Annotated in this window: 9 protein-coding genes and 1 tRNA gene; 4 read left to right on the forward strand and 6 right to left on the reverse strand. The window is 35.5% G+C overall.

The window, feature by feature from the left end:
* Positions 1 to 10 precede the first annotated feature (10 nt).
* Positions 11 to 472 (reverse strand): ribosome assembly cofactor RimP, encoded by a 462-nt coding sequence (gene rimP / locus B5X55_RS06010; RefSeq protein WP_079511712.1) that lies wholly within the window; start codon positions 470 to 472, stop codon positions 11 to 13.
* Between the two features lie 220 nt (positions 473 to 692).
* On the opposite strand from rimP, the gene B5X55_RS06015 reads away from it, so the two are divergent.
* A complete protein-coding gene (locus tag B5X55_RS06015) occupies positions 693 to 2,018 on the forward strand; it encodes a cation:proton antiporter domain-containing protein (protein ID WP_079511713.1) in 1,326 nt (441 codons plus the stop codon).
* Between the two features lie 65 nt (positions 2,019 to 2,083).
* Here B5X55_RS06015 and B5X55_RS06020 read toward each other — a convergent pair whose 3' ends face one another.
* On the reverse strand, positions 2,084 to 2,416 hold the full coding sequence (locus B5X55_RS06020) for a hypothetical protein (protein ID WP_079511714.1): 333 nt from the start codon (positions 2,414 to 2,416) through the stop codon (positions 2,084 to 2,086).
* Between the two features lie 251 nt (positions 2,417 to 2,667).
* Positions 2,668 to 2,738 (reverse strand) — tRNA-Gln (locus B5X55_RS06025).
* Between the two features lie 167 nt (positions 2,739 to 2,905).
* Here B5X55_RS06025 and B5X55_RS06030 point away from each other — a divergent pair.
* Positions 2,906 to 6,253: a glycosyltransferase family 117 protein gene (locus tag B5X55_RS06030; RefSeq protein ID WP_079511715.1), complete on the forward strand. Its 3,348-nt coding sequence runs from the start codon at positions 2,906 to 2,908 to the stop codon at positions 6,251 to 6,253.
* A gap of 57 nt (positions 6,254 to 6,310) precedes the next feature.
* On the opposite strand, the gene B5X55_RS06035 is transcribed toward B5X55_RS06030, so the two are convergent.
* From B5X55_RS06035 to B5X55_RS06045, 3 genes are all read right to left on the reverse strand, one after another.
* The gene (locus B5X55_RS06035; protein WP_079511716.1) at positions 6,311 to 6,607 is read right to left on the reverse strand and encodes a thioredoxin family protein; all 297 of its coding nucleotides are present in this window, start codon (positions 6,605 to 6,607) and stop codon (positions 6,311 to 6,313) included.
* Positions 6,608 to 6,699: 92 nt separating this feature from the next.
* Entirely contained in the window at positions 6,700 to 7,929 is a 1,230-nt protein-coding gene (locus tag B5X55_RS06040) for a metallophosphoesterase (protein WP_079511717.1), read from the reverse strand.
* Positions 7,930 to 7,987: 58 nt separating this feature from the next.
* A complete protein-coding gene (locus tag B5X55_RS06045) occupies positions 7,988 to 8,710 on the reverse strand; it encodes a copper homeostasis protein CutC (RefSeq protein WP_079511718.1) in 723 nt (240 codons plus the stop codon).
* 41 nt (positions 8,711 to 8,751) lie between these two features.
* Between B5X55_RS06045 and B5X55_RS06050 the strand changes: the two genes are divergently transcribed.
* Both B5X55_RS06050 and polA read left to right on the forward strand, forming a co-directional pair.
* A complete protein-coding gene (locus tag B5X55_RS06050) occupies positions 8,752 to 9,738 on the forward strand; it encodes an isoaspartyl peptidase/L-asparaginase family protein (protein WP_079511719.1) in 987 nt (328 codons plus the stop codon).
* A 105-nt stretch (positions 9,739 to 9,843) separates the two neighbouring features.
* Positions 9,844 to 12,672: a DNA polymerase I gene (gene polA, locus B5X55_RS06055; RefSeq protein WP_079511720.1), complete on the forward strand. Its 2,829-nt coding sequence runs from the start codon at positions 9,844 to 9,846 to the stop codon at positions 12,670 to 12,672.
* Positions 12,673 to 12,690: the final 18 nt, after the last annotated feature.

A 12,690-nucleotide genomic window follows, 5' to 3' on the forward strand; every position in this document is an offset into this window, starting at 1 on the left:
GTAATTACAATTAAAATTTTAATACAACTTTTGCTTTAATAATATCTGAAAAATTTACTTCTTCTTTTTTCTGAACAGTCACCTTACCTTTTCCAATAGGCTTAGGCTCTCTTGCCTTCCACTCTAAAACAATGCAGCCTTCATTTACAGAGGTTAAATTACCTTCGAATTTTTGATCCTTTGTTTGAACTTCAAGCTTTCTACCAACATTTTTTAAATATTGACGCGGCATTACTAATGGAGCTGAAGCACCTGCCGAAGCAACTTCTAGAGAAAAATCATGTTCGTCTCTATCTAAATTATGCTCAATAGCCCTACTGATTTTCATACAGTCACTTACCGTAACCCCTTGATCACCGTCTATTACCACGTGAATACTATTGTCAGCACCCATGGTAAAATCAATCAAAAATAGGGATGGGTCTTCTTCAAGACCTTGCTCCAATAATTCTTTTACTTTTTCCTTTAGCATAAATAATAAGTAATAAAAGAGGGGACTAATTGTCCCCTCATGAATACTTTTATATCCTTTCAGCACTGCAAATATACAATAAATTTAATTTCCTACAATACCGTTTCACTTCCTAATTCATTCAACACAAAAACAATCAAATAAAAATTTACCGCTTTAAAAATAAGCACAGCTAGTATTTATATTATTTTTAACTGAATGTCAACCAAAACACAACCAAATGGAAATTCTATCCTCTTATAATCTTATTATTGGCGCATCGCTAATTGTTGTATTGTCATTCTTATTTAATGGCATTTCAAAAAAAACGAATATACCAGCAGTTTTGATGCTTATCGTATTAGGCATACTTATAAAGATAGGCTTAGGGTTTTTCATTCCTGAAATACCTGATTTTAAAGGTTCATTAGAAATATTAGGAACCGTAGGTTTAATTATGATTGTTCTTGAGGCAGCCTTAGAGCTAGAATTAAAGAAAGAAAAATTATGGCCTATTATAAAATCTATGGCGATTGCTTTAATTGGCTTGATTGCTTCAGCCTATATTGCAGCTCTAATTCTATATCAATTCATACCCAACATGACCATGCAATCTGCCTGGCTGTATGCTACACCACTATCTATTCTTTCGAGCGCAATAATTATACCTAGTGTTGGCGGACTTACAGAAGCTAAAAAAGAATTTCATATTTATGAAAGTACATTTTCTGACATCATGGGTATTATGATGTTCTATTTCTTAACAGGTAAACTAAATCCAGCAGAGGATGCGGGTATAGCAGGTTTTGCAGGAAATTTAGTGCTAACTATCGTGATTGCAATTGTTGCCAGCTATGCCATCATATTAATATTTCAACGCATTAAAAGCCAAGCAAAACAGTTTTTACTCATATCGGTCTTACTACTACTCTATGCAATTGGAAAAAAAATGCACCTATCTTCATTGATTATTATTCTTGTATTCGGTTTAATAGTTAAGAATGTGAACTTATTTTTTCCAGGGAAGACAAAAATTTTCTTGGAATCTGAACGGATGCAACAAATATATCATGAACTACATATAATAACTTTAGAAACCGCATTTGTTGTTCGAACCTTCTTTTTCGTGATATTCGGAATCACCATTGTGCTTGCAACCTTATTAAGTGTTAATGTAGCAATAGTGAGTTTACTCATTATTGCCTCTATTTACGCCATACGCTTTATTGTTCTTATACTTTTCGTTGGAAAAGATATACTACCACAACTATTTATTGCCCCAAGAGGTTTAATAACTGTATTACTTTTTTACGCGATACCCATGGAAGCCCAAGTAGAAGGATTTGAATCGGGAATATTATTATTTGTAATTATAGCTACGAGCTTAGTTATGACATGGGCTATGATTCGTGATAAACGAAAAATGGGAACAATGCTAGATGAAATAGACCAGGAAATATTAGAGCGCAATTTAGCTGAAGATGCATTACGCGATTCTGAAATGGAATTATCTAACGACCAACGTATTGAAAAAGCCCAGCAAACTTCAAGAGAAGATCCTATTTGATAAAAAATAGAATATGAAATAACTTAAAAAGATTAGCTCATTTTAAGTTTTAAGACTACCTATAACTACTGAGGACCATATGAAGCATGCACCTCTACCTGATTGCTATGAGCTTCAAGCTGATCATTGTTCATACTATCTACTTCTTTTCTAAAGCGAAGAATCATAAGTGTATCCAACTGCTGATCGATACTATCTCGTAAAACCCTCCAGTTAGTGGAATTCATTTTATTATTGTACTCCATTATTTTATTGAACCTATCTAAATTATAACGGTTCGCTTTCCAAGCATGGGCAGTACTTTCTTCGTGCTTCAAATCTTGCAAGTAAAATCCAATACCAAATCCAAGCAACACAATAATCAATAAAATTTTTAAAATTTTTGGAGAAAGATTCATAGGTCAAGTTATTTAGGGCACTAAATTATGACATATCGACATCGAAATGGTTTCTTTTCCGATGAATTAGTAACGTTATTAGATTAAATGTACAAAAATACTGACATATGGAAAGCCATTTCTTCACATTAACTCTCATAACTAAATTCATTTAAAAACCAAAAACACCGTAGTCTTTGCAAATACATAGGTTGGTAAAAGCAAAAATCCCAATATCATAATGACATCGGGATTTTCTTTGTTCTCATTAGTTGGCCCACAAGGACTCGAACCTTGAATGACGGTACCAAAAACCGAAGTGTTACCATTACACCATGGGCCAATACCTTCTAAGAGGCTGCAAATTTAAAACAAAGTTTGGTTTCACCAAACATTTTTTAATGTAATAATGAAAAAATAGTGCTTTTACCCTGTTAAAGGTTTATAAAAATAGTGCAAACTTATCTATATAAATTAGTAAATTCGCCACTTAGGTTTAACCCAAGCTTCATGTTTTCAAAGAACTACCACAAGTGGGACACCATATTAGGATGGTCCGTATTTTTCATAGCCCTTATTACATACTATATTACCGTAGAACCCACAAATAGTTTTTGGGATGCTGGCGAGTATATAGCTACAGCTGCAAAGCTACAGGTGGGGCACCCACCAGGAGCTCCTTTACTGCAAATGATAGGAGCATTTTTCTCTATGTTCGCCTTTGAACCTAATAAAGTTGCCATGATGGTGAATTTAGTTTCAGGTGTTTCAAGTGCATTTACCATTTTATTCATGTTCTGGACAATTACCAACATCACCAGAAAACTTATCGATAAAGATGGTCCGTTTACCAACAGTAAAGCGATTGCTGTTTTTGGAAGTGCCTTAGTTGGCTCTCTTGCCTTTACCTATTCTGATAGTTTTTGGTTCAACGCAGTGGAAACAGAGGTTTATGCAACGGCAAGTTTCATTATGGCTTTATTATTATGGCTAGGCTTAAAATGGACTGATAATTTAGAGGACCCACGTGGTAATCGATGGATTATTTTAATCTCCTTTGTTGTAGGTCTTACTTTCGGTATTCAGTTCATGGGCTTCTTGGCTATACCCTCAATAGGTCTATTGTATTATTTTAAAACCTATAAAAAGACAACAGTTAAAAATTTCTTATTAGCCAATATCATTGTAATAGCAATTTTAATGTTGGTTTATAAATTCTCACTAACCTATATACTTCAGTTTTTTGGGTGGGGAGAAGTATTTTTTATCAATAGCATTGGACTACCCTTCAATTCGGGGTCAATTATTATTGGCTTATTATTCATTGCTACTTTCTATTTTTGCTTGAATTACACTCGTAAGAATAATTTTAGAACAGGGAATACTATCGTTTTATGTATGATGTTTTTATTCTTAGGATTTTCATCATGGCTAATGTTACCAATAAGAGCAAATGCCAAAGTGGTTATAAATGAGAATAACCCAGAAGACGCAAGAGCACTTTTAGCATATTACAACCGAGAGCAATACCCAGGTGTAGATAGCCCTGTATATGGCACTTACTATTCAGATATGTTTGCTGCAGCTGGTGAAGATCAAGATGGTAAACCAAAATATGAAAAGGATTACACACTAGGTAAATACATCATTGTCAATAAGTATAAAAATGCTGTTCAAGGGCCTAATCCTGAACATCAAGGGCTTTTACCTAGAATGTGGAGTTCACAAAATGCAGAAAATTACATGCGTTATTTTGGGGCACTTGATTTTAGAATCACACAACCCAATCAAGAATTAAGACAAGCAGCAGAGCAGATTAAAATAGGTTTTGCAAATGGTGAAATCGGTGCAGATCAATACATTAGTTTCTTAAAACGTTTTGATGAGTATATAGAAGTTCAGCCTCCAACTGTTTGGGACAATGTTAAATATATGGTTGAATTTCAATTCAATTACATGTATTTACGTTATTTCATGTGGAACTTTGTAGGTAAACAAAATGATGTACAAGGTCGCTACAACGATAATGGAAATTGGTTAAGCGGTATCAATTTTTTAGATAGCTGGAGATTAGGTAGTCAAGATAATTTACCGAGCGATATTCAGAATAATCCTGGCAGAAATACCTACTTCTTTCTACCACTACTTTTAGGCATAATTGGTATTGTTTTTCAAGTCTCAAAAGACAAAAAACAATTCTGGGTATTATTAATTTTCTTCCTTTTTACCGGTTTAGCCATTCAATTCTACACGAACCCTGGTATTTTTCAGCCGCGTGAACGTGATTATTCTTTGGTTGGTTCTTTCTATATTTTTGCACTATGGATAGGTTTGGGCGTATATGGCCTTTACGACAGTTTTAAAGATTGGATAACACCGAAAATACTAGCTCCTGTTGTTGTTGTTGTCACCCTACTTGCAGTACCAACAGTAATGGCAGTACAAAACTGGGATGACCATGATAGATCTAATCGTTTTACAGCGAATTCCTCTGCAAAAGCATATTTAGATTCTTGTCAAGAAGATGCTGGAGCCATTCTTTTTACTATTGGTGATAATGACACATTCCCTATTTGGTATGCTCAAGAAATAGAGCACTATAGAACCGATGTACGTATCGTCTGCACAAGCCTTTTTGAAACAGACTGGTATGTTGACCAAATGAAGGTTGCTGCCTATGAAAGCGCTCCAATACCTTCTCAAATTTCTCATGAAAAATATAGATTGGGTTCACGTGACGTACTTTACCACCAAGGTATTACTGAAAATAGATGGCCTATTAAAGATTTCATTAACTGGATCGACAGTGATAAGCCTAGAACAAAACTGAAGTATCTTTTTGAACAAAATGGTGCAGATTTAAGTCAGTACTCTGAAGACACTCAAAATATGGTGTACTACCCTACTAAAAAAATAAGGGTTCCTGTTAACAAACAAAATGTATTAAGTAGTGGTCTTGTAAAAGAAAAGGATGCACATTTAATCGTTGATTTCATAGACATTGATTTACCTGGCGCTATTACCAAAAAGAGTATGATGATGTTAGATATCTTAGCTAACAATGATTGGAAAAGACCGCTGTATTTTTCTGGAGGAAGTTTTGATGATGCAGAATACCTATGGATGAAAGACTATTTGCAATTAGATGGTTTAGCATACAAATTGGTTCCTATTCGTACTGAGCGCCCTAATGCGTTTGAATTAGGTCGTATCGATACCGATTTAATGTATGATATTGTTAAGAAATGGGATTGGGGTAATGCAGGTGGTGATATTTATCACGACACACAAACACGTATACAAAGTGTATCCTTTAGAGGCAATTTAGCTCGATTGATGGAAGCATTAATCAAAGAGAATAAAATGGACAAGGCAAAAGATATTATCGAAATATCCATCATAAATATGCCGGTTGAAAAATTCGGATACTATACGCTTATAGAACCATTTATCGATGGATACTATAAAGTTGGTGAAAGCCAGAAAGCCCGTGAACTTTTCGAAACATTGAAGAAGAAATATCAAGAACGATTAGAATATTACGCCTCAGTGAGTTTAGATGAGCAATACGGTAGCATTGATGACATTATTGCCGATATGGAAGCGTATAGACGTAATATAGATACAATCATCGCCAACGACACTGAAGAAATGGCTGAGAAAGAGACGTTAATATTTAACGAGTATATTGATAAATTTCAACATTTCTATAAAGATGAGGATGATATGCCACTACCAGAGGGCGGATTAGAATCTGACCCAGACCTAATAGACACATTACCTGTTTTAGATACGATACAAGCAGACAACACAAATACCGACAGATTACATGACACTGTTGGTATTACAGCACAATAATAAGCTTTGGGCGAAAGCCCAAGGCTATATTTAGCTAATCAAATATATTCAAGTAATTTAAACGTACTCTTTAAGAATACCAATAAGGGTATTGGCATCTTGCTCGCCACTTTGGCGCCACACCATTTCACCTTTTTTGTAGATCATTAAGGTAGGCAGACCTTTAACACGCAAAGCTTGAGAAAGCTCCTTATTTTTATCCACATCAATTTTAATAACCTTACCCCTATCACCTAAAGCAGCAGCAACATCTCGCAATACAGGATGCATTGCGGTAGACTGTTCATTCCACTCTGCATAAAAATCGAGAAGAACTGGTACGTGTAAATCTATAAGCTCACCAAATTTGGACATATAAAATGCTTTACTATGTTAGCCAAATGTAATAAAAATTGTTAAAATACTACCCTAGGCAACGCATTTGTAGACCTCTAAAAGGGTTAAAATCATGTTAATGCCTTTTTTCGCAATGTAATGACGGTAATTTCAGGCCATATTCCTACTCTTCCTGGATATCCCAAAAAGCCAAAACCTCTATTTACATTAATAAATTGCCCCATTTCTTTATAAATACCTGCCCAATAAGGATATCTCCATTTAACAGGACTCCATTTAATCCATCCTGGAATTTCAATACCAAATTGCATCCCATGGGTATGTCCACTTAAAGTCAAATGGTAATGATAAGAATCTTTAATCACTTCCATCTCCCAATGCGATGGATCATGACTCATTAGTATCTTAAAATCATTCTCATTGATTTGAGAAGCGGCTTTTTTTAAATCTCCGGCTTTTTTAAATCCGCCTTTACCCCAATTTTCAACTCCTACCAACGCTATTTTATCCTCGCCTTTTTGCAAATATCTATGTTCATTCAACAACAAATCAAAACCCATTTTCTTTTGCAATGCCTTTAAATCTTCAAGGTTTTGTTTTTTAAGCTCTTCTGTTTCCCAAGGTATATAATCACCATAGTCATGGTTGCCCAATACCGAATACAAACCATCCTTTGCATGTAGCGTACTAAATAAATCTGCCCATGGAAGCATTTCAGAGGTCATATTATTAACCATATCTCCCGTAAATAAAAGCACATCACTTTTTTGCTTATTAATCAAGTTAACACCATACTCAATCATTTTTCTATCATCAAAACTGCCGCTATGAATATCTGAAATTTGAGTGATTTGATAACCATCAAAACCATCAGGAAGATCATCAAACTCTAAAGTATATTTTAAAACCTTAAAGTTGTATTTACCTTTATACATGCCATAAAGAAGCGCACCAAAAGGTATTGAAGCTACACCAAGCGCGATTAAACTCAAAAATCGCCTACGAGCCGGCAGACCAAATTCTTTGTCTACCCCATAAATTTTATGATAAATTCCGGAAGTGATTCTGTACAAATCTTCAGAAAATAAAAAGATAATGGTTATGATATTGAAGGTAAGTATTGTCAATAAAAACCCAAATGCATAGCTTTTAGGCGCATTTAAAACTCTACTAGTATCATCACCTACCGTAAATTGATATATAAAATTGACCATTACCGCAAACGACACAATAATATATAAATAAGACCACCATGGCTGCTTAGCAATTGTTTTTAAGGCCTGTATTACATAAAAACCCAGTGCTATATAAACCAAGATGAAAATAATCCAACGTGTCATAGATTCTTTTTTACACAAAGATATCTGTATGTCACTGGTATACGCACTCAATTGCTATTTATTTAACCTTCGCAACTACCGCCTTAATATTTTGCAGTTGCGTTATGGCTACATAATCATCGCTTAAGAAGCCACTCGAATTCATTGAAATTGGTGGTGACTTTGTTAAAGTTTGAATCATTGCTGTACCAGATAGGTGTAATGCGTTAAACCCTCTACTAATAAAAACATCAACATTACTTGAATTGATTCCTGAACCAGGCATTATTTGAACACGAGAATTTTGCTGCTCTAATTCAGACAATAAATCAATACCTAAGGGCGCAGACTTTTGCTGACCAGAAGACAAAATATAATCTATCTGTAAATCATCTAATAGTTTAAGTGCTTTCAATGGGTCTTTGACCCAATCAAATGCTCTATGAAATGTAAACTTTAAATGACCGGCTGAAGATTTTAACTTTCGAGTCCGTTCTACATCCAAAGTAAAATTTTTATTGAGCACACCAGAAACGATTCCTTCAAAACCTAGTTCCTTGCATAGCGCTATATCAGTCAACATAATGTCAAACTCTGCATCCGAATACGTAAAATCACCACTTCTAGGGCGAATCAACACATGAACAGGAATACTCACTTGTTCTTTTACCGCTTTCAACAATCCGTAAGATGGGGTTAAGCCCCCTACTGCCAACTCAGAACACAACTCAATACGGTCTGCACCAGCATGTTCAGCGACCAAGGCAGATTCTAACGAATTAGCACAAACTTCTACTAGCATATTCTTATATTTAGGCTTGTTAAAAGTAAAGAACCCAACCCATGAAAAGAAGAAAGTTCCTTAGAAATTCAAGCACAGTAGCCGCAGGAATAATGTCAGCTCCTTTGTTAGCATCTTATACTGAACATACAACTTCTAAAGAAACAAATTCTATCGGAGTTATACCTATCGCTATTTGCACATGGGATTTCGGTAACGCGACCGCCAAAGCATGGGAAGTATTAAAAAATGGCGGTAGCTCTCTAGATGCCGTTCACCAAGGCGTTATGGTCGAAGAAAACGATTTAAAAAATAGTACCGTTGGTAATGGTGGTAGACCTGACCGTGATGGCAATGTCACCTTAGATGCGTGCATTATGGATAAGGATGGTAATTGCGGAGCTGTTTTAGCAATGCAGAATATTGCGAATCCTATATCTGTAGCTAGAAAGGTAATGGAAGAAACGCCCCATGTTATGCTTGCTGGTAAAGGAGCAGAACAATTCGCTTACGAGCAAGGTTTTAAAAAAACCGATTTATTGACTGAAGAGTCAAAAGAAGCATGGATAAAATGGAAAGAAACCTCACAATACAAGCCTATAATAAATATAGAAAATCATGACACCATAGGCATGTTAGCTATTGATGAAAAGGGAGATATTTCAGGAGCTTGTACCACTAGTGGCATGGCCTACAAAATGGCTGGTAGAGTTGGAGACTCTCCAATCATAGGTTCCGGATTATTTGTAGACAATGAAGTTGGTGGAGCAACCGCTACAGGTGTAGGTGAAGAAGTAGTGAGAACGGTTGGTAGTTTTCTTATCGTTGAATTAATGAGACAAGGAAAGTCACCACAAGAAGCTTGCGAAGAAGGTGTTAAACGAATTATTGCAAAAAATAAAGACAAACAAGATTTTCAAATTGGCTTTATTGCCATTAATAAAAAAGGAGAAACAGGTGGTTATTGTATTCACCCAGGGTTCACCTATAGAACATATACCAAAGATGGTCATATAAATAACCCATCAGATAGTTATTTAAAAAGTTAGGGTAGGTTGACTTAAATAAATTCTAATGTCTAACCACACGACTAATCCTTGGGTTAGTTTCCCTTTCAATTTGTACTTTTAAACCCTCATATTTAATATTCAAAAATGGCAGATCAAAAAAGACTCTTCTTGCTAGACGCATATGCATTGATATTTCGTGGCTATTATGCCTTGATAAAAAATCCTAGAATCAACTCTAAAGGCATGGATACGTCTGCGATAATGGGATTCATGAATTCTTTGCTCGATGTAATCAGAAGAGAGAAGCCAGATCATTTGGCTGTTTGTTTTGATAAAGGCGGAAGTGTAGAACGTACTGAAATGTATGAAGCTTATAAAGCAAACCGTGACGCTACGCCAGATGCTATTCGTTTGGCAGTACCTTATATCCAGAATATTCTAAAAGCCATGCACATACCTAGTGTTGTGTTAGAAGGTTGGGAAGCAGATGATATTATAGGAACCCTATCTAAACAAGCGGAAAAGGAAGATTACAAAGTATTTATGGTTACACCTGATAAGGATTTCGGACAATTAGTCTCTGAGAATATTTTCATGTACCGCCCAGCACGTATGGGAAATGGTATTGAAATATGGGGAATTCCAGAAATTCAGAAACGTTTTGGAGTAGAGCGCCCAGAACAAGTTATAGATTACCTAGGCATGATGGGTGATGCCAGTGACAACATTCCTGGTCTACCAGGTGTTGGCGATAAAACTGCCAAAAAATTTATTGCGGAGTTCGGTAGTATGGAAAATCTTTTAGCAAATACGGATAAGCTGAAAGGGAAAATGAAAGAAAAGATTGAAGAAAATAAAGAATTGGGTATCCTTTCGAAAAAATTGGCAACTATCTGTATAGATTGTGACGTAACCTTTAATGCATCAGATTACGAACTTTCTGAGCCTGACTTTGAAAAGGTTCAAGAAATATTTGAAGAACTAGAATTTAGAAGATTAAAAGACCAGTTTTTAAAACTGTTTTCTAATGAAACTGCAGAAACGGTAACACAAGTATCTAGTGCTCTGAAAAAAGAATCGCAGGATGCAGGAACAGGTCAATTTTCATTATTTGGAGGTAGTGGAGACGCGCCAGCAACAGTTAAAGATTTTTCTAGCAGGCAAACAATTTCAGATGTAGCTCATGCATACCAAAGCGTTGCGCCAGGTATGGCTATGAAATTGTTTATTCAAAATTTAATGAAGCAAACTTCGGTTTGTTTTGATACCGAAACCACAGGACTAAATCCTTTAACAGCAGAATTAGTAGGAATTGCTTTTTCTTGGGAAGCTACTAAAGGGTATTATATTCCTTTCCCTGAAGAAAAGGAAGAAGCGCAAGCACTTATTGAAGAACTACGCCCTTTCTTTGAAGCTGACAAAATTGAAAAAATAGGTCAGAATCTTAAATATGATATCAAGGTTTTAGACAAATATAACGTTGATGTTAAAGGACCACTTTTCGATACTATGTTAGCGCATTATCTTATCAATCCTGATATGCGCCATAATATGGATGTATTGGCTGAAACCTACCTTAACTACACTCCTATATCTATTACAGAACTGATCGGTAAAAAAGGTAAGAACCAGTTGAGTATGCGAGACGTTCCTTTAGAAAAACAAACCGAGTATGCCGTAGAAGATGCCGATATCACTTTTCAATTGGCACAACATTTTAGACCAGAATTAAAAGAAGCAAACACCGAAAAATTATTTCAAGATATTGAAATCCCCTTATTACGTGTATTAGCCGATATGGAATTGGAAGGTATCAATCTAGATGAAGAATTTTTACATTCACTTTCTTCTGATTTAAACAATGATATTGCCACACTCGAAAAGAAAATTTATGAAAACGCTGGGGCCGAATTTAATATTGGTTCACCAAAACAACTAGGAGAAATTTTATTCGACAAACTCAAGCTAGTAGAAAAACCTAAAAAGACAAAAACAGGTCAATATTCAACTGCAGAAGATGTGTTGTCATATTTAGCAAAAGACCATGAGATTATTCAAAATGTTTTGGATTATAGAGGTTTAGCTAAATTAAAAAGCACGTATGTAGATGCTTTGCCAGAACAAGTAGAACCCGTAACAGGTCGTGTACACACAGACTATATGCAAACGGTTGCTGCGACGGGTCGTTTAAGTAGTAATAATCCAAACCTACAGAACATACCAATTCGTACCGAACGTGGTCGCCAAGTACGTAAAGCATTTATTCCAAGGGATAAAAATTACACCTTATTAGCTGCAGATTATTCTCAAATAGAACTGCGAATCATTGCTGCCTTGAGTGATGAAACTACTATGATAGAGGCTTTCAAAAATGGTGAGGACATCCATGCTTCTACCGCATCAAAGGTATTCGATGTTCCTTTAGATCAAGTAACCCGCGAACAACGTAGTAATGCTAAAACCGTAAACTTCGGTATTATATATGGGGTTTCAGCTTTTGGTTTAAGTAACCAAACAGACTTATCAAGAAGCGAAGCAAAAGAGCTTATCGACACGTATTACAAGACCTATCCAAAACTGAGGAACTACATGAGCGAACAAGTAGATTTTGCTCGTGACAATGGCTATGTACAAACAGTTTTAGGCAGAAGAAGATATCTTAAGGATATTAACGGTAGTAATGCTATTGTTCGTGGTGCTGCAGAACGAAACGCTGTTAACGCACCCATTCAAGGTAGTGCTGCAGACATCATCAAAATTGCCATGATAAACATTCACAAAAAGCTTGAGAAAGGTAATTACAAATCTAAAATGCTTTTACAGGTACATGATGAATTGGTATTTGATATTTACAATCCAGAATTAGAAGAATTAAAAAAATTGATTAGGTCTGAAATGGAGAACGCCTACAAATTAGACGTTCCTCTAGATGTGGAAGTAGGTGTAGGAGAAAATTGGTTGGTGGCACATTGACACTATTTTCTTTTAGAT

Source organism: Maribacter arcticus (genome assembly GCF_900167935.1).
GTDB lineage: Bacteria > Bacteroidota > Bacteroidia > Flavobacteriales > Flavobacteriaceae > Maribacter > Maribacter arcticus.